General features: G+C 52.0%; 14 protein-coding genes. 8 read left to right on the forward strand and 6 right to left on the reverse strand.

Annotated features, from left to right (window positions below; all coding sequences use genetic code 11):
- The first annotated feature begins 1 nt into the window (after position 1).
- The 4 genes from GALF_RS15090 to GALF_RS11160 all read left to right on the forward strand — a co-directional run bounded on the left by GALF_RS15090 (position 2) and on the right by GALF_RS11160 (position 7,660).
- The gene (locus GALF_RS15090; protein WP_013294167.1) at positions 2-4,042 is read left to right on the forward strand and encodes a response regulator; all 4,041 of its coding nucleotides are present in this window, start codon (positions 2-4) and stop codon (positions 4,040-4,042) included.
- 165 nt (positions 4,043-4,207) lie between these two features.
- Entirely contained in the window at positions 4,208-5,377 is a 1,170-nt protein-coding gene (locus GALF_RS11150; RefSeq protein WP_013292311.1) for an IS4 family transposase, read from the forward strand.
- Between the two features lie 51 nt (positions 5,378-5,428).
- On the forward strand, positions 5,429-6,424 hold the full coding sequence (locus GALF_RS11155) for an HD domain-containing phosphohydrolase (protein WP_013294168.1): 996 nt from the start codon (positions 5,429-5,431) through the stop codon (positions 6,422-6,424).
- Positions 6,425-6,532: 108 nt separating this feature from the next.
- The gene (locus GALF_RS11160; protein WP_013294169.1) at positions 6,533-7,660 is read left to right on the forward strand and encodes a response regulator; all 1,128 of its coding nucleotides are present in this window, start codon (positions 6,533-6,535) and stop codon (positions 7,658-7,660) included.
- A 38-nt stretch (positions 7,661-7,698) separates the two neighbouring features.
- Here GALF_RS11160 and GALF_RS11165 read toward each other — a convergent pair whose 3' ends face one another.
- The 3 genes from GALF_RS11165 to GALF_RS11175 form a co-directional block, all read right to left on the reverse strand.
- Positions 7,699-8,355, reverse strand: a complete 657-nt coding sequence (locus GALF_RS11165; protein WP_013294170.1) for a hypothetical protein — start codon at positions 8,353-8,355, stop codon at positions 7,699-7,701.
- An 80-nt stretch (positions 8,356-8,435) separates the two neighbouring features.
- Entirely contained in the window at positions 8,436-9,347 is a 912-nt protein-coding gene (locus tag GALF_RS11170; protein WP_013294171.1) for a 3'-5' exonuclease, read from the reverse strand.
- Positions 9,348-9,359: 12 nt separating this feature from the next.
- Positions 9,360-9,899 (reverse strand): rRNA large subunit pseudouridine synthase E, encoded by a 540-nt coding sequence (locus GALF_RS11175; protein ID WP_013294172.1) that lies wholly within the window; start codon positions 9,897-9,899, stop codon positions 9,360-9,362.
- A 107-nt stretch (positions 9,900-10,006) separates the two neighbouring features.
- Between GALF_RS11175 and GALF_RS11180 the strand changes: the two genes are divergently transcribed.
- Positions 10,007-12,232 (forward strand): NADP-dependent isocitrate dehydrogenase, encoded by a 2,226-nt coding sequence (locus GALF_RS11180; protein ID WP_013294173.1) that lies wholly within the window; start codon positions 10,007-10,009, stop codon positions 12,230-12,232.
- Positions 12,233-12,297: 65 nt separating this feature from the next.
- On the opposite strand, the gene GALF_RS11185 is transcribed toward GALF_RS11180, so the two are convergent.
- Entirely contained in the window at positions 12,298-12,501 is a 204-nt protein-coding gene (locus GALF_RS11185; RefSeq protein WP_013294174.1) for a cold-shock protein, read from the reverse strand.
- 228 nt (positions 12,502-12,729) lie between these two features.
- Here GALF_RS11185 and clpS point away from each other — a divergent pair, with 228 nt between their 5' ends.
- The 3 genes from clpS to gluQRS are packed head-to-tail and all read left to right on the forward strand — an operon-like array spanning position 12,730 to position 16,210.
- The gene (gene clpS / locus GALF_RS11190; protein ID WP_013294175.1) at positions 12,730-13,038 is read left to right on the forward strand and encodes an ATP-dependent Clp protease adapter ClpS; all 309 of its coding nucleotides are present in this window, start codon (positions 12,730-12,732) and stop codon (positions 13,036-13,038) included.
- 1 nt (position 13,039) lies between these two features.
- Positions 13,040-15,280 (forward strand): ATP-dependent Clp protease ATP-binding subunit ClpA, encoded by a 2,241-nt coding sequence (gene clpA, locus GALF_RS11195; protein ID WP_013294176.1) that lies wholly within the window; start codon positions 13,040-13,042, stop codon positions 15,278-15,280.
- Positions 15,281-15,316: 36 nt separating this feature from the next.
- Positions 15,317-16,210 (forward strand): tRNA glutamyl-Q(34) synthetase GluQRS, encoded by an 894-nt coding sequence (gene gluQRS, locus GALF_RS11200; protein WP_013294177.1) that lies wholly within the window; start codon positions 15,317-15,319, stop codon positions 16,208-16,210.
- Positions 16,211-16,217: 7 nt separating this feature from the next.
- Here gluQRS and glmM read toward each other — a convergent pair whose 3' ends face one another.
- Both glmM and folP read right to left on the reverse strand, forming a co-directional pair.
- Entirely contained in the window at positions 16,218-17,570 is a 1,353-nt protein-coding gene (gene glmM, locus GALF_RS11205) for a phosphoglucosamine mutase (protein ID WP_013294178.1), read from the reverse strand.
- A complete protein-coding gene (folP, locus tag GALF_RS11210) occupies positions 17,563-18,381 on the reverse strand; it encodes a dihydropteroate synthase (protein ID WP_013294179.1) in 819 nt (272 codons plus the stop codon). Before folP ends, glmM begins: the two co-directional genes overlap by 8 nt.
- Between the last annotated feature and the right edge of the window lie 75 nt (positions 18,382-18,456).

Consider the following 18,456-nt stretch of genomic DNA (forward strand, 5'->3'; position numbering starts at 1 on the left):
AATGAAGTCTAATTTAACATTCAAATTGATAGTCGCGATGACGATCCCGTTCATTGCAGCCGGTGCGCAATGGATACTGTGGCCCTACCTGAATCCATTGGTGTGGTTTGCATTTTTCCCTGCCGTATTTTTGAGCGCGCGCATTGCGGGACTGTGGGGAGGTATTTCAGGCACGCTACTAAGCACCCTGCTAGCCTGGTATTTGTTTATCCCTACTCAGCTCAGTTGGCGTCTTGAGCATAGCAATAGTATGTTTTCCATGCTAATGTTTTTACTGATCGGCTATGCGATCAGTATTTATCTGCATCGACTGACACGCGCCGGGCAAGAGATCAGGGCAGCGTTGAATCCTACCCTTGCAGCGTGCGACAAGACGACACAAGGAATGCCGCAAACGTCATCGGCGCCACTATGGGGCGCCGACATATTGCAACAATCGATGCTCAATTCATTGGTTGAGTCTGTCCTCGTGTTTTCACCGGAAGGCAAAATACTCGCCTGCAACCGGGCGGCGGAACTTTTTTTCGGATGTAGTCTGGAAACGATCCAGTCAAATTTGCGCCCCGTACAGCTACTCCATGAAAATGGCACACCGTTTCTGGAAGAAGACATTCCAGTCAATATAACCATCCGGACCAAAGCAGCGTGCCGAAATGTGCCTGTCGGTTATGCGGATCTATCGGGCATGGTGCGCTGGGTACTGGCAAATTGCGAACCGGTGATTGAACCGCTCACCGGGGAGATTAAAGCGGCGGTGTTATCACTTTTGGAGATTAGTGAGCAGAAAAAAAATGCGGACGAACAGCTCCGGCTCAACCGAACGTTGCGCGCGTATAGTGCAAGCGATTGGGCATTAGTGCATGCAACCGATGAAAGCGCCTATATCAATCAAGTCTGTCAAATACTGGTAGAAGAATGTAATTACGTGATGGCCTGGGTGGGGTTTGCAGAACATAATCCTGAAAAAACGGTACGCCCCGTTGGTAAAGCGGGGGACGACACCGGCTATCTCGATGAAATCACCATCAGCTGGGAGGACAACGAATACGGGAGCGGTCCTAGCGGCAGAGCGATACGTACCGGGAAAATGGTAGTTTGCCACCACATGCTATCAGACCCGACGTTTATACCCTGGCGCGCGCAGGCGCAACAACGCGGATATGCGGCATCCATTTCATTACCGTTGATTGCCAATGAGCAGACTCTGGGGGCGATCATGGTGTACTCCTCGATAGCCGACCCTTTTGTCAATGAAGAACTAAAAATATTGCAGGAACTGGCGAATGATCTGGCGTATGGCATTGCTGTGCTGCGGATTCGTGCCGCTCATGCAGATCAAGAGCAGGCACTTCGCGCCAGCGAACTGCGCTATCGTTTGCTGGTTGAGCAAACAGTGGATGGGATTTTTCTGGCGAATGCGCAAGGTCAATATATCGATGTCAATCAGGCCGGGGCAGCCATGCTCGGATACAGCACTGTGGAAATCTGTACACTCAACATTTCCGATGTCATTGCCATAGAAGAAATCGGAAGAATTCCTGATGAGGTGGCACGCTTTAAAAATGGCTCCGTCGTCGTGAGCGAATGGCAGTTCAAACGCAAAGACGGTTCAATATTTCTGGGTGAGGTTGTTGGCAGACAAATTGAAAATGGCTGCATACAGGGAATTTTGCGCGATATCACGTTCAGACGTGAAGCTGAAAATGAGTTGCAGCGAGCCCGTCTGGCAGCGCTTAATCTGGCACAGGATGCACTGGAAGCTCGCGCAAAACTGGAAATTTTAAACGACAGTCTGGAATCAGAAATAAGTGACCGTAAACTCGCATTAAAAGATCTGGAAATCGCCCGCAATGCGGCTGATTTGGCCAGTCGCGCTAAAAGTGATTTTCTGGCCAATATGAGTCACGAAATCCGCACGCCCATGAATGCGATTATCGGTTTAACACGGATAACGCTCGATAGCGAACTGGCTCCTAAGCAACGCGATCACTTGCGGAAGGTATACAACGCATCTAGAGCATTACTGAATATTCTTGATGACATTCTTGATTACTCCAAAATCGAAGCCAACAAGCTGGAAATTGAGCGAGTCGAATTTATTCTTGAGGACGTGATTCGAGAATGCTTCGATTTGTTTATGCAAAAACTACAAGAAAAGGAACTCGAGCTTTTCATCGAAATAGACCCGCTCATTTCTTGTTCCCTGCTGGGAGACCCCTTGCGTCTGGGGCAAATTCTGAACAACTTAATCAACAATGCCATCAAGTTTACGCAACGCGGCGAGATCCATATCCGTGCAGCGTTAATATCTGAAAATAATCAAACACTTAATTTAAAATTCTCGGTTCGTGATACAGGTATCGGCATGGACCAGTCACAACAGGATCGATTATTTAATGCATTTACACAAGCAGACAGTTCAATTACGCGAAAATACGGGGGATCCGGTCTAGGCTTAACGATTTCAAAGCGGCTGGTTGAGTTGATGGGTGGAGCATTATCGGTCGCGAGTGAAAAAGATATCGGGAGCGAATTTACTTTCAACGCCTACTTTGAACGCTGCGCATCGCTTGAAATTTTGTCGTCCGTACATCGCCTTAACCCTATGCGCGTTCTGATCGTGGATGCGCATCCCACTTCACAGAAGGTTTTAATTCACTATTTTGGCGCACTGAGTTTCGACATTACCGCGACAACATCCGTGGAAGAAGCCATCGCACGCAGCAGCGCGCTCCCCCAGTTCGACCTTTTGATCACCAATCATTGCAGTCAGGATGCCACTAACCGCTTACATGATTTGCAAAAAACCGCTGCCATAGCTGTGTCGGCCAGCATCCTGATGGTCACCGCTAACGACAGGGAAAACCACTTAGAAACGCATAACGAAATTATCCTGACCAAACCGGCCACCTTGTCAAAATTAATCAACGCATTGCTTAAAATACAACAGCCTGAGTTTCCTTCGACCTTCGCGTTGCCTGAGCGTCGAATTGATTTGTATCAACTGGCCGCACCTATCAGAGGGGCACATATTTTACTGGTGGAAGATGATGAAATTAATCAAGAAATTGCAACAGAGTTTCTTGTACGTTCAGGCTTAATTGTCGTGACCGCAAATAACGGCGCAGAAGCCTTCGCCCTGGTGCAGCAGCAAGCCTTCGATGCCGTACTGATGGACATACACATGCCGGTGATGGATGGGTTTGAGTCGACCAGACTGATACGCACGCTTGCGCAAGGCAAAACAATCCCGATCATCGCACTCAGCGCCTCAGCAATGGCACATGAAAAACTAAACAGTTCCAGCGCGGGAATGAGTGATCATGTGAGCAAGCCCTTTGATCCGGCACAGCTGATTACAACGCTTCTAAAATGGATAGCGCACAAACCGCCACACCATTCAGAACCGAATGTGAATATGAGTGCAAGAACACCTGTACCCGCACCGCATCAACTCTCTGGGATTAACTATGCTGACGCGCTTTCCAGGCTTCAGGGCAATGAAAATTTATTGAATAGATTACTGCAACGTTTTGCAACAGAGCACACAACTTTTTCCCAGCAACTTGAAAACCTGCTGCAGGAACAACTGTTCGACAAAGCATTGAGTGCGCTACACCGAATTCGCGGCACAGCATCAACGCTAGGAGTAAATGAATTAACAGCGTGTGCAATGAAGCTGGAATCCGAGATTAAAGCGCAAGAAAAATTAAATTCACTGCCCGAATTTATTGCCTGTCTCGGTGCCGTCATCGAACAGATTCATAAAAATGTTTCCGGTGAGAATAGGCTCATTAATCCCTGCACACATCCTGATCAACCCATGGTTGAGACCTACCTTGCGAATCTGGCAATTTGTATTGAAAATCATGAAATGTTTGATGAGGACATGCTGACTGCTTTACTATCCAACCTTGGCAGCTATATCCCTAGGAAATTAGTAGCTCAGCTTGAAAGCCAACTCAATAATTTTGATTTCAATCAGGCTGAACTTACGCTCGTCAAAATTCGTGATACATGGAAATCGGTACACAATATATAAAAATTCACTACTGTCCGGTAGATTTTAAGTTCATTTCGCTGTAGCCCTTTATTGACGTGGCTTTCAGCACGTTTTTGCATTCCGACGATTTCAAATACTATCTGGAATCGCCTTTGGTTAAAAAACCGTATCGTTTGCCCTTTAATCGGCAGACGGAGCGGCAGCATGAATCGGGGCAAAACAGTTTTCGCACAATTGCTGGACTTCGTGCCGTTCAATCATTTCGAATATCTGACCGAGCGCTTTGCCGCCAACCACGGGATCAAGCATTTCTCCGCATGGAGCCAATTCATCTGCATGGCCTATGCACAACTGACCCGGCGCGATGGCTTGCGTGATTTGGTTGCCTGTCTCAATTCTCAGAAGAGCAAGCTTTACCATATCGGTATCCGCAGCAAAGTATCCCGTTCCACACTGGCCGATGCCAACGAACGGCGCGACTGGCGGCTGTTCGAGGCACTCGGCCATCGTTTGATCTCCATAGCGCTCGAACTGTACCGGGACGAGGACATCGGCCTGGGACTCAAAGAACCGCTCTACGCCATGGACTCGACCACCATCGATCTGTGCCTGACGCTGTTCCCCTGGGCGGAATTTCGTTCAACCAAGGCCGCCGTCAAAGCGCACACCATCATTGATCTGCGCGGTTCAATCCCTGTGTTTCTGTCCATTACCACCGGCAAGGTTCACGATGTCAATCTGCTCGACGTGATCCCATTCCCCGCTGGCACCATCGTCGTCATTGATCGGGGCTACCTGCACTTCGCCAGATTGTATGCGCTACACCAGCGCCAAGTTACCTTTGTCATCCGCGCAAAGAACAATCTCCGCTTTACCTGGATTGCGTCGCGCGAAGTGGACAAAGCCACTGGATTACGCTGCGATCAAACCATACTGCTGGCGACACCCAAATCAAAAACCGCTTACCCGGAACGCCTGCGCCGGGTTTCTTTCCGCGACCCGGAAACCGGCAAGCATTTGGTGTTCCTGACCAATCGCTTCGATTTGCCCGCGCTGACCATCGCCAATATCTACAAAAATCGCTGGCAAATCGAACTGTTCTTCAAGTGGCTCAAGCAAAACCTTGCCATCAAACATTTCTATGGCAATTCCCTCAATGCCGTCAAATCCCAAATCTGGATCGCAATATGCGTTTACCTGCTGGTCAGCATTGCCAAAAAACAGCTCAATCTTCCTGCCTCCCAGCAGATTTTACTGAATCTTTTTGAGGTCAATATGTTCGATAAAACCCCAATAAATCAAATGGTTGCAAATGCGATACAGAATCTTGACGAACCGGACATCAGTAAACAATTGAATCTATTCGATTTTTAACCGGACAGTAGTGATAAAAATTACAAGATCGATTCCAGAGGAAAAATGAGTATGCTCACTAGAAAAACATTGCTACTGGTTGATGATGAGCCGTCAAATCTGCATGTGCTCAAGCAGATTTTGAGTAATGACTACCAGTTAATTTTTGCAAAGGATGGGGAAAAAGCACTGCAACTGGCACGTGAAAAAATTCCTGATTTGATTTTGCTTGATGTGATGATGCCTGAACTATCCGGCTATGAAGTCTGTGCGGCGCTTAAAAGTGACCGTAAAACGTCAAAAATTCCCGTGATCTTCATTTCGGCCTTGAACGATGTACTCGATGAGACGCATGGCTTTGAAGTCGGCGCGGTCGATTACATCACAAAGCCTGTCAACCCCGCCATTGTAAGAGCTCGTGTCGCAACCCATCTATCACTGGTACGAACCGAGGAGCTGGAATATACACAACTGGAAATTATTCACCGGCTGGGGCGTGCGGCTGAATATAGGGATAATGAAACCGGATTACATGTGATCCGCATGAGTCATTATTCCCGACTCCTGGCTTTGGCGGCAGGATTTTCTGAATTGGCAGCGGATCGCTTGTTTCAGGCGGCACCGATGCACGATGTGGGAAAAATCGGCATTCCTGACAGGATTTTGCTCAAGCCGGGCTCATTGGACGAAGAGGAATGGAAAGTGATGCGCACGCATCCTGAGGTTGGCGCACAAATCATTGGTGAGCACGATTCCGCTTTACTGAAGGAGGCCAAGGTAATTTCGCTCACCCATCACGAAAAATGGGATGGCAGCGGTTATCCGAATCAACTGCGCGGCGAAGAAATTCCGCTTGTCGGCAGAATTGTCGCTATCGTGGATGTGTTCGATGCACTGACAACGGAGCGCCCCTATAAAAAGGCATGGTCGGTTGAGGATGCACTGGCCTTAATCAATCGCGAGTCAGGAAAGCATTTCGATCCAGCACTCGTCGGCTTATTCATGAAAATTTTACCGGCGGTGCTGGAGGTCAAGCATCGCTGGGCAGAAGAAATGAGTCCACCATAACGGTGTTTGCGTTGTACCTGCAAGTCAATAAGCGCACTGCTTTGTATGAGTAAGTTATAAAGCAGATTACAAAACCTGTATTAATCACATTGATGGATTACCATAAATATGGATATCGTAGATAAAAAAACTGTTCTGATCGTTGATGATGACTCCATTATTTGTGAAGTGCTGAATGCGGCACTGGATGGTGAATATAACGTTATAACGGCTCATTCTGGCGAGGAGTGCCTGAGCCGCGTGGACGAATACAAACCGGTATTGATTATTTTAGATATCGATATGGAGGGGATGAACGGCTACGATACCTGCATAAAACTGCGTGCAGAACAGCACACCATGCCGGTTATTTTCTTGTCGAGCTGCGACAGTCTGGATGAACGTCTAAAAGCATTCGATGCCGGTGGCGATGATTTCCTCTCAAAACCGACAGACAACCAGATTATATTGCGTAAAGTCCAGATGGCCATTCAGGCTAAGGCCGCTCGTGATGCGCTGGTATGCGAGAAAGACTCATTTGAGTCGATGGCGATGATTTTTTTGGACAGTATGGGCGAGAGCGGTACGCTGCAAAATTACACGCGCGCCAATTTCGAGTGTCCTGACTACAAGACGCTGCTCGATAATACACTGCAGACCACCCGTCATCTCGGACTGGAGTGTCACATTCAACTGCGGCTGCCCGATGGAAGTATTTCCTGCACGCCCAACGGACAAACCACAGGCCCGCTGGAAGAGTCGATTCTGACGCAGGCCTCGACGATGGGCCGTCTTTTCCAATTCAAAAAACGCTTAGTCACCAATTTCGAAAATATTACCATCCTCATCGTGAATATGCCGGACAACGTAGAGGTTGCGGGACGGATTAGAGACAATATCGCCATACTCGCGGAAATTGCAGATGCATTTGTTAAATCCATTACACTGCGACAACGCGCTCAGGCGAGTACTGAGAAAATAAACCGAGCAAACCTGAGTGCAGGTAGCGCAATCGAAATTTTACGGCAAAAATATCGTGCACAGCAGGTAGAAACACGGATGCTGCAACATGATTTGATCGAGCAGGTTGAAAAAACGTATATTTACCTTGGGCTGACAGATAAGCAGGAGCAGCTGGTCACCGACGTTATGAAAAAATGCTCAGAGCGGATACTCGAATTGTTTGAGCAAAGTGACGAACTTGAAAAACAATTTTCAATTATTGCCGATGCATTGAAGCCTGAGTCGACAAAGTAAAATGGATCAAGGCGGCGGTCTATCCGCCGCCCATAGTTCTACTTTTGCAGCGTTGCTTCTTCGATGAGCACCTTATACGAATAGCCTGCGCCAAAATCCTTGTCGTTACGCACCACGCCCTTCACTGTCACGACATCACCCACCTTGGCCTGACTCTGCGTCGTCACGAGAATATCGTTGCTGCCCTCGCTGCCGGTTCCATCGCGCAGATGGACCCAGTTTTTTCCCATAATCCCTGCGTTATATTTGACGATCTTGCCGTGAACCACCACCGGTTTATCCTTCAGCGCCTTCGCTTTGGTCACGATTTCAAGCACGGTATAGGCATTTGCGCCGGTGGCGCGCGATACCTTGACATCACCGACATCGGCTGGTTTGGCGGCATGTGCCGCGCCAGCCGCACCACCGAGCGTGCCAAAGATGATGGTTTTAAAGTTTTTTTTCAGCGACTTACTCTCAAAGTCGTTCATCGTCATCGCGTTTTCAATCACGACCTGCGCACCCTTTACAACCGGCGCTTTGCCCACCGCAGCCCAAGTCTCGCCCTCGCTGGTTTTTAAACGCAGATAGGTATAACTCTCGACCTCCTGGACTTCCAGCACTTCGCCCTTGACCACGCTCAATCCGGCAGGCGCATCGCCCGCGAATACCAGCGTACTAAAACACAACATAGCAATCGATAACAGCGTTTTCATAACCTAGTTCCTCTAAAAATGAATCCTATGAGCATATCAGCAATCGGCACTCAATACCGCCGCGCGCGATCCGCCCGATGTTAAATTTCTTTGATCGCCCGATTACCCCTGCGGTTGGAATAACGCGTCAGGCAATTGTGTACTTCGATTTCGACGCGCGCACTTTTTCCGCCATAAACGAACTCCTTCAGCCAGACGACCTCGTCCTTCACGGCCGCATCGCCCGCGACCGTGGTGTGCCAGCATTTTTTTTCGCCATCCCAGCGATAGCCACGCGCCTTTAACAGATCTTTCGTATCGAACGCCGAACCGGTCGCAAAAACCTGATAACTTTTCTGCGCCAAACCGTCCAAGATCGATTTTAAAACCAGCTGCCCTGATTTTGGCAGCGGCTGCTGCAATATTTCCAGCAACGCATAGCAGTCTCCCTCGGCGCGGTGCGCCTCATAGAAAAACCCGTACTGATACGATATGTAATCGAGTTTGGCAGAACCGATTCCTTCCGCACGCCAGTCTACCTGCGCCAAAGAGCAGCCCCAGGGTAGCGTCTCAAAGACAGACAGGCGCTTTTCGAGAAACACCCGGTCAAATTTAGAATTGTGTGCAATCACCACGCTCACCCCGTCGAGGAAGGCCGCCACCGCAGCATCGTCGATGCGTTTACCCTGAACCATCTCATCGGTAATGCCGTGCACCTCGGTCGACTCAGGCGGAATCGCCATCCCGGGATCTTCCAGTTGATCGAAACTGCCCAACACCCGCCCGGCCTCCCCCGTATCGGGATCGTATTCGAACAACACCATGCCCAGTTCAATAATGGCGTCCTGAGCAGAATTGATCCCGGTGGTTTCGGTATCGACAACAACCCCTCGCAACATCTCCCGGCCCGCAGGTTCGCCAACGGTGGTGCGGGGCATGATACGCCGGATCACCTTGAAGTCCGGATGTTCATCGAGCAGGCGCAGCGCCTCAGTGGTTTCTCTATTAGTCATCAGCGCATTCCTTTATGTATTCATTTTCCATGTTCCCTGATCCAACCCGTCCAGCGTCCATGCGCCGATACGGTAGCGTATCAGGCGCAAAGTCGGAAAACCGACGGCCGCCGTCATGCGGCGCACCTGACGATTTTTCCCCTCACGGATCGTCAATTCGAGCCAGCTGGTCGGAATCGCTTTGCGCGCCCTTACAGGCGGCGTGCGCGGCCAGAGTCCGGGCGGCGTATCGATCAGCGCGGCGCCAGCCGGCTGCGTCATCCCGTCTTTTAGCAAGACTCCCGCGCGCAAGGCATCCAGAGCGGCAGAATCCGGCACGCCTTCCACCTGCACCCAATAGGTCTTGGGCAATTTGTGCTTAGGATCCGTGATGCGATGCTGCAACTGACCATCGTCCGTCAAAACCAGCAGCCCTTCGCTGTCGGTATCGAGTCGTCCGGCAGGATAAAATTCGGGAACAGGAATATAATCTGCCAGCGTCGGATGCAGCCCATCCTGACTGAACTGGCAAATTACGCCGAATGGCTTATTGAACAGCAGTATGCGTCCCATTTGAGTTCCAAAATATTGCAAGCCGGCATTTTACCGCGACTACTGGATGGCTAAACCATGAAAAATTGCGCCCGTTGATAAAATCTACCCCTCTAAAGAGAAATCACATGACAAGTCAGAAAATTATTTACACGATGGTCGATGAAGCACCGGCACTGGCGACCTATTCACTGCTGCCTATCGTACAAGCATTCACAAAAGCCGCAGGAGTTGCCGTCGAGACGCGCGACATTTCACTCGCAGGCCGCATTCTTGCGAACTTTCCCGACAAACTGACGCCGGAGCAGAAAATCGCCGATGAACTGAGCGAACTGGGCCAGCTTGCGCTAAAAGATGAAGCCAACATCATCAAACTGCCGAATGTCAGCGCCACCCCGCCGCAATTGAAAGCGGCAATTGCCGAGTTGCAGTCGCAAGGCTTTGATATCCCTGACTATCCTGACGAACCGCAGGACGACGCGCAAAAAGCGATCAAGGCCCGCTACAGCCGCGTGCTGGGCAGCGCGGTCAATCCGGTGCTGCGTGAAGGCAACTCGGACCGCCGCGCGGCAGGTGCCGTTAAACAATTCGCCAAAAACAACCCGCACAAAATGGGCGCATGGAGTCCAGAATCAAAGACCCATGTCGCACACATGAACGCGCATGATTTTTACGGCAGCGAAAAATCGACCACGGTAAGCAACGCCTGCACCGTGCGCATCGAGTTTACCGGCAGCGAGGGGCTAACAACTGTTTTGAAGGAAAAAATAAACTTACAGGCAGGCGAAGTGATCGATGCGGCCGTGATGAGTCGCACGGCACTGCGCGCGTTTTATGCAGAACAGATCGCCAGCGCAAAACAACAGGGCGTACTGCTGTCGCTGCATCTGAAGGCGACCATGATGAAAGTATCCGACCCGATCATGTTCGGCCACGCCGTGACCGTTTACTTCAAAGCGGTATTCGACAAACACGCGGCGGTCATTGAGAGCTTGGGTGTCAACGTCAACAACGGTCTGGGCGATCTGCTGAGCAAAATCGCCAAGCTGCCCGAAGATCAGCGCGCCGCCATCGAAGCCGACATTAAAAACGCCTATGCCAGCCAACCTGAACTGGCGATGGTCAATTCCGACAAGGGCATCACCAATTTACACGTGCCAAGTGACGTGATCGTCGATGCCTCCATGCCTGCGATGATACGAGATTCGGGAAAGATGTGGGGTGTGGATGGCAAGCTGCACGATACCTGCGCGATGATCCCTGACCGCTGCTACGCGCGCATTTATCAGGTCGTCATCGAAGACTGCAAAAAACACGGCGCCTTCGATCCAAAAACCATGGGCAGCGTGCCGAATGTCGGCCTAATGGCGCAACAGGCCGAGGAATACGGCTCTCACGACAAGACGTTCGAGATAAAAGGCTGCGGCACCGTTCGCGTCATCGATACGGCAGGCACAACGCTGCTCGAACAACAGGTCGAAACAGGCGACATTTTCCGCATGTGTCAGGTCAAAGACGCGCCGATACAGGATTGGGTCAAACTGGCCGTTGCCCGCGTGCGCATCACGGGCACTCCGGCTATTTTCTGGCTGGACCAGCATCGCGCGCACGACGCACAACTGATCAGCAAGGTTGAACGCTACCTGAAGGATCACGACACCACCGGCATGGACATCCGCATCATGACGCCAGAAGAAGCGATACAGGTGTCGATTGAGCGCATCCGCCACGGCCTCGACACCATCTCGGTGACGGGTAACGTGCTGCGCGATTATCTGACCGATCTGTTCCCGATACTTGAACTGGGAACCAGTGCAAAAATGCTTTCCATCGTCCCTTTGATGAGCGGCGGCGGCCTGTTCGAGACGGGGGCCGGCGGTTCCGCCCCCAAGCATGTGCAGCAGTTTCAGCAGGAAGACTATCTGCGCTGGGACTCGCTAGGTGAATTTTTAGCGCTGGGCGCATCACTTGAACATCTGGCCCTGAAATATAACAACCCCAAAGCCCGTGTGCTGGCCGAAACGCTGGATGTGGCCAACGGCCGGATTCTGGAAAACAACCGCTCCCCTGCGCGTCGTGTCGGCGAAATCGACAACCGGGGTTCTCATTTCTACCTCGCACTGTATTGGGCACAGGCGCTAGCGGCACAAACCCGCGATCTCGAGATTCAGTCGCGTTTTACAACCCTTGCAAAAACACTGACTGACAACGAGGCGGCAATCAATGCAGAGCTGATTGCAGCTCAAGGAAAACCTGTGGATATGGGTGGCTACTACCACCCGGACTTTGCAAAAACGTCAAAGGCCATGCGACCCAGCACAACCTTCAATGCGGCACTGGCTGCCATCGCTTAAGTCAACTCACAGCAGGCAACAAAAAAGCCCGGCAGTGCCGGGCTTTTTATTCAACCAGATGCAGGTTAAGCTGCCTGAATATTGGAAGCTTGATTCCCCTTAGGGCCTTTAACCACATCGAATGAAACCTTCTGGCCTTCCTTGAGGGACTTAAAACCGCTCATATTGATTGCGGAGAAGTGTGCAAACAGGTCTTCGCTACCATCATCAGGCGTAATAAAACCGAAACCCTTTGCATCGTTAAACCATTTAACTGTACCAGTTGCCATGTGATAACTTCCTTAACAAAAAAGAACGGGGTCCCCCGCGAAACTGTTTGAATCCAAGACCGCACACGGCAAAACCAGTACTGCAGATACTTTGAATCAAACACCAGTTCGCATTTAACCCTCACTACACCGCTTTTGTCAAACGGTTATTTTAATTTACAGAACAAGCTTGAAAAAGCATCGCTAATCAACGAGCTTGTCCGACACACAAAGTGACAAAATGCCACCATGTCAAAACAAAACGACAGCAGCACGCTACTCGCCCCTGAACGCGCAATAACAAAACCACCCGGCATGTACAAGGTGGTTTTGTATAACGACGATTACACTACCATGGAATTTGTCATCGACGTCTTACAGCGTTTTTTTGCCATCAATAACGAGCGCGCACAACAACTGATGCTCCAGATACACAACAATGGATCGGCGACTTGCGGCGTTTACACGCGCGATGTCGCCGAAACTAAAGTTGCACAGGTAACTGAATACGCACAGCAAAACGGGCATCCACTGCGATGCGGCACAGAGGAAATTTGAAATGATTGCTCAAGACCTGGAAGTTAGTTTACACCTGGCATTTGTCGAAGCGCGCCAGAAGCGTCACGAGTTCATCACCGTGGAACATTTATTGCTCGCCATGCTCGACAATGCCTCTGCCGCACAAGCATTACGCGCCTGCCATGCCGATATTGAAGAGTTGCGCCAGGTGGTCACGGAATTTATTGACGGGAACACACCGGTTGTACCCGGCAGCAGCGACATGGACACGCAGCCTACACTAGGATTTCAGCGCGTCATACAGCGCGCGATTCTGCATGCGCAATCGGCCAATAAAAAAGAAATCTCCGGCGCAAACATCTTAGCCGCATTGTTTGGCGAAAAAGACTCCCATGCGGTACATTTTTTAACCCAGCGCAACGTCAATCGCCTTGATGTCGTCAACTACATTGTTCACGGCAATGGCAAAGAAACGCCGGCCAACGCCCCCCAGCCTGCCGTCGAGCAACAACCGGCGGACGCAGGCGTGTTGAAACAATACACCGTAGATCTCAACGCGCAAGCGCTGGCCGGGCAAATTGATCCATTGATCGGACGCGAGCCTGAGCTCGAACGCGTCATCCAGACGCTGTGCCGTCGCCGCAAGAACAATCCGCTGCTAGTGGGTGAGGCCGGGGTCGGCAAAACAGCTATCGCTGAAGGCCTTGCGCGCCGTATCGTCGAGGACAACGTGCCGGACATCTTAAAAGATGCGCATGTCTATTCGCTGGACATGGGCGCACTACTTGCCGGCACAAAATATCGCGGCGACTTCGAGCAGCGTCTGAAGGCCGTGTTAAAGGAATTAAAAGAAGCGCCCAATGCGGTGCTGTTCATCGACGAGATTCATACCCTGATCGGTGCAGGGTCTGCTTCCGGCGGCACAATGGATGCGTCTAACTTGCTCAAGCCAGCGCTGTCCTCCGGCGCATTAAAGTGCATAGGCGCGACCACCTACCAGGAGTATCGCGGCATATTCGAAAAGGATTCCGCCCTGTCACGCAGATTCCAGAAGGTCGATGTGCCTGAACCGTCGGTCGAGCAGACAATAGAAATACTTAAAGGCTTGAAGTCGCGCTTCGAGCAGCACCACAGCATTAAATTCAGTGCAGCCGCCATCACCAGCGCTGCCGAACTCTCCGCACGCTTCATCAATGACCGTCATTTACCCGACAAGGCGATCGACGTGCTCGATGAAGCCGGCGCTGCGCAGCGCATCCTGCCCAAGTCTAAGCAGAAAAAAGTGGTCGGCAAACACGAGATCGAGGAAATCATCGCCAAGATCGCGCGCATTCCGACCCGCACCGTGTCGCACGACGACCGCAATGCGCTGAAAAATCTGGATCGCGACCTCAAAGCTACCGTCTTCGGCCAGAACAAGGCGATCGACGCGCTGGCGCGTGCCATCAAAATGTCGCGCAGCGGGCTGGGCAATCCGCAAAAACCCATCGGCAGCTTCCTGTTCTCGGGACCGACCGGTGTCGGCAAGACTGAAGTCGCACGCCAGCTAGCCTTTGCGATGGGTATGCCGCTGCACCGCTTTGACATGTCCGAATACATGGAGCGGCATGCCGTGTCCCGCCTGATCGGCGCACCACCCGGTTATGTCGGTTTCGATCAGGGCGGACTGCTCACCGAAGCGATCAGCAAACAGCCGCATTGCGTTTTGTTGCTCGACGAAATCGAAAAAGCGCACCCCGATGTCTTCAACATCCTGCTGCAGGTAATGGATCACGGCACGCTGACTGACAACAACGGCCGTAAAGCCGATTTCCGCAACGTCGTGGTGATCATGACCACCAACGCGGGTGCAGAGGCGCTGGGCAAGGTGCAGATCGGCTTTACCAAATCAGCCTCGAGCGGCGATGAAATGGCGGACATCAAGCGCGTGTTTACGCCGGAATTCCGCAACCGTCTGGATGCCATCGTCTCCTTCGACCCGCTGGACACAGAAGTCATCCTGCGCGTCGTCGACAAATTCCTGATACAGCTCGAAGAACAACTGCACGACAAGAAAGTGGATGCGATCTTTACCGATGCGCTTAAAGTCTATCTGGCCGAAAAGGGATTTGATCCGCTGATGGGCGCAAGACCGATGGCGCGCCTGATTCAGGACAGCATACGCAGCGCGTTAGCTGACGAACTGCTGTTTGGCCGGCTGGCCCACGGCGGCAATGTCACCGTGGACGTCAAGGACGGCAAGGTCGTGCTGGAATTCGAGGACGAAATCGTCACTGCTTAATACTCAAGATCGGGGTGCCAGACACCCGAATTCGCCATGTCAAAATCATCTGACTATCGCGGGCGCTTCGCCCCATCACCCAGCGGACCGCTGCACATGGGTTCACTCATTGCAGCGGTAGGCAGCTATCTTGACGCAAAATCCCGCCATGGCACCTGGCTTGTCCGCATGGAAGATCTGGACACGCCGCGCTGTGTTCCCGGTGCGGCAGATAACATATTGAATACACTGACGAACTTCGGGCTCATCAGTGACGAACCCGTGATGTACCAAAGCCAGCGAACCTCAGCCTATCAGGACGCATTCGACCAGCTATTCCGTGACGGCCGCCTCTATCCTTGCGCCTGCACGCGGCGTGAAATTGCCGACTCCGCCCTGCACCGTGGCAGTGAACTCATCTATCCGGGTAAATGCCGCGCAGGGCTGGCGGACAGCCGCGAAGCACGTTCCTGGCGGGTGCGTGTCGAACAAACCCGCATCAAATTCACGGACAGGTTACAAGGTCAATTTGCACAAAATTTAGCCTGTGATGCGGGTGATTTCTTGCTCAAGCGCGCCGACGGCCTGTTCGCTTACCAGCTCGCGGTGGTCGTCGATGATGCAGAACAGCAAATTTCCGATGTCGTGCGAGGCGCCGATCTGCTGGATTCAACTTTGCGCCAGATCTATTTACAGCAATTGCTGCACTTGAACACCCCAACCTATATGCATTTTCCTGTTGCAGTTAATCAGCAGGGCGAAAAACTCAGCAAGCAAACACGGGCCCGTGCCGTCGAGCCGGACAATGCAGCCGCAACGCTATGTAAGGTATTGGAATTTTTGGGTCAGAGCCCGCCCGCGAGTTTGCGCAAGAAAACCGCACTGCTGGCATGGGCCGTTGACAACTGGCGGCCAGAAATTTTATCCGGTCACCGCCAAAGAACAGTCTGATTACATCTCAATTTGCCAGCTTGCGCACCACGTCCGCGATTTGTTTCGCGGATTGCTCAACCAGTGCTTTATCCTCACCCTCCACCATCACGCGCAGCAGCGGTTCAGTGCCGGACGGGCGCAGCAGCACGCGGCCTCGACCATCAAGCGCCCGTTCAGCGATCGCAACGGCAGCTTTAACATCGGCATGGCCTAAACAATCGACACCCTTGGCTACACGCACGTAGATCAGCACTTGCGGATACAGTTTCAAGTCACCCGCAGCCTCACTCAGACTCACATTTTGGGTGCGCAGCGCATGCAGCACTTCCAGCGCGGACACAATACCGTCGCCGGTACTGTGCTTGTCAAGACAGATGATATGACCGGAATTTTCACCGCCGAGCTCCCAACCGTTCTGATGCAACAACTCCATCACATAACGGTCACCGACACGAGCGCGCAAAAACGGCACGCCCATTTTTTGCATTGCGTGCTCAAAAGCCAGATTCGTCATCAGCGTACCCACCACGCCGCCGACCAAGCGTCCCTGCTCCTGACGCTGACGCGCAATGACATAAATCAGCTGATCGCCGTCATACAGCACCCCTTTACTGTCAACCATCACTAGCCTGTCGCCATCGCCGTCGAGCGCGATGCCCAAATCGGCCTGATGTTCAACAACGGCTGCCTGCAAATTCGCTGGGGCAGTCGCACCGTATCCATCGTTGATATTTTTGCCGTCCGGTTTCACGCCAATCGCAATAACCTCCGCACCCAATTCGTGCAGAACATGTTGCGCAATGTGGTAGGTAGCACCATGCGCACAGTCGACCACGATTTTCATGCCGCGCAAATTCATCGCAGACGGAAACGTGCTCTTGCAGAATTCAATATAACGGCCAACCGCATCATCGAGTCGCTTAGCTTTGCCCAGCCCCGTTGCTGAATCAATGGAAATCTCACCATCAAGCCCCGCTTCGATCGCATGTTCAATATCGTCCGGCAGCTTGGAGCCGTTCGCGGAAAAGAACTTGATGCCGTTATCCTCATAAGGATTGTGCGATGCGGAAATCACGATACCCGCCTGCAAGCGCAACGTGCGGGTCAGATAAGCCACGGCAGGCGTTGGAATCGGGCCTGCCAGATACACATCGACACCTGCAGCAATTAAGCCTGCCTGCAAGGCGGATTCAAGCATATAGCCTGAGATACGCGTGTCCTTGCCGATCAGCACAGCCGAGCGTTCGCCACGGGTGTGCTCGGCACTCGCCAGAACGCGACCGGCAGCGTACCCCAATTGCATCACAAACTGCGGTGTAATGGGAAAATCCCCTACGCGACCGCGAATCCCGTCGGTGCCAAAATATTTTTTACTCATTGCATCCCCCGTTAATTGCATTCAAAATTTTCAAGGCATCCACCGTGGCACGCACATCGTGCACACGCACAATCGCAGCACCCCGCTGCACGGCAATTATCGCTGCCGCAACGCTCGCCGGCATCCGACTCATTGCATCCTGACCCGTCAGGGAACCCAGCATGGACTTTCTGGACAAGCCCGCCAGCACGGGAACACCCAGCGCGGCAAAGCGATGCAACTCGCGCAGCAAAGCGAGATTATGCGCCAGTGTCTTGCCAAAACCGAATCCGGGATCGACAACGATACGATCTTGCGCGATACCCGCCGCGCGCGCCGCCATCACCCGTTCGCGCAGGAACGCACTCACCTCGGCAACCACATCCTCGTATTCCGGTTGCATCTGCATAGTCTGCGGCACACCGCGCTTGTGCATTAGACACACGGCCACATTGGAAGCCGCGACGATTTGCATCGCGAGCGGATTTTGCAGCGCATCGATATCATTGACCATCTGCGCACCCGCCAAAATTGCGGCACGCATCACGTCGGGTTTAAATGTATCAATCGAAACGGGTATCCCCGGCAGCGCTTCGATCACAGGAATCACGCGGGATAACTCGTCTTCTATACTGACCGGAACCGCGCCGGGGCGGGTCGACTCGCCACCGATATCGATGATATCCGCACCTTCTTCGATAAGACGATGCGCATGATCTATGGCGGATTGCCCAAGCCGCCCGCCATCAGAAAAAGAATCCGGTGTGACATTGACAATTCCCATCACCAGCGGACGGGAGAGAGCGAACTGGAATGTGCCGAAGGAGAGCATCAGGATGCAGGATTGAGGAACAAAGATTCAGGAGCGAGGATTGAGATGTGTTGTTACTCAATCCTCGCTCCTGCT

It is taken from the genome of Gallionella capsiferriformans ES-2 (assembly GCF_000145255.1).
GTDB lineage: Bacteria > Pseudomonadota > Gammaproteobacteria > Burkholderiales > Gallionellaceae > Gallionella > Gallionella capsiferriformans.

Bases quoted from the DNA above. Each gene is read 5' to 3' on its own strand.
- GALF_RS15090 (WP_013294167.1), top strand. From the start codon at position 2: ATGAAGTCTAATTTAACATTCAAATTGATAGTCGCGATGACGATCCCG.
- GALF_RS11150 (WP_013292311.1), top strand. From the start codon at position 4,208: ATGAATCGGGGCAAAACAGTTTTCGCACAATTGCTGGACTTCGTGCCG.
- GALF_RS11155 (WP_013294168.1), top strand. From the start codon at position 5,429: ATGCTCACTAGAAAAACATTGCTACTGGTTGATGATGAGCCGTCAAAT.
- GALF_RS11160 (WP_013294169.1), top strand. From the start codon at position 6,533: ATGGATATCGTAGATAAAAAAACTGTTCTGATCGTTGATGATGACTCC.
- GALF_RS11165 (WP_013294170.1), bottom strand. From the start codon at position 8,355: ATGAAAACGCTGTTATCGATTGCTATGTTGTGTTTTAGTACGCTGGTA.
- GALF_RS11170 (WP_013294171.1), bottom strand. From the start codon at position 9,347: ATGACTAATAGAGAAACCACTGAGGCGCTGCGCCTGCTCGATGAACAT.
- GALF_RS11175 (WP_013294172.1), bottom strand. From the start codon at position 9,899: ATGGGACGCATACTGCTGTTCAATAAGCCATTCGGCGTAATTTGCCAG.
- GALF_RS11180 (WP_013294173.1), top strand. From the start codon at position 10,007: ATGACAAGTCAGAAAATTATTTACACGATGGTCGATGAAGCACCGGCA.
- GALF_RS11185 (WP_013294174.1), bottom strand. From the start codon at position 12,501: ATGGCAACTGGTACAGTTAAATGGTTTAACGATGCAAAGGGTTTCGGT.
- clpS (WP_013294175.1), top strand. From the start codon at position 12,730: ATGTCAAAACAAAACGACAGCAGCACGCTACTCGCCCCTGAACGCGCA.
- clpA (WP_013294176.1), top strand. From the start codon at position 13,040: ATGATTGCTCAAGACCTGGAAGTTAGTTTACACCTGGCATTTGTCGAA.
- gluQRS (WP_013294177.1), top strand. From the start codon at position 15,317: ATGTCAAAATCATCTGACTATCGCGGGCGCTTCGCCCCATCACCCAGC.
- glmM (WP_013294178.1), bottom strand. From the start codon at position 17,570: ATGAGTAAAAAATATTTTGGCACCGACGGGATTCGCGGTCGCGTAGGG.
- folP (WP_013294179.1), bottom strand. From the start codon at position 18,381: ATGCTCTCCTTCGGCACATTCCAGTTCGCTCTCTCCCGTCCGCTGGTG.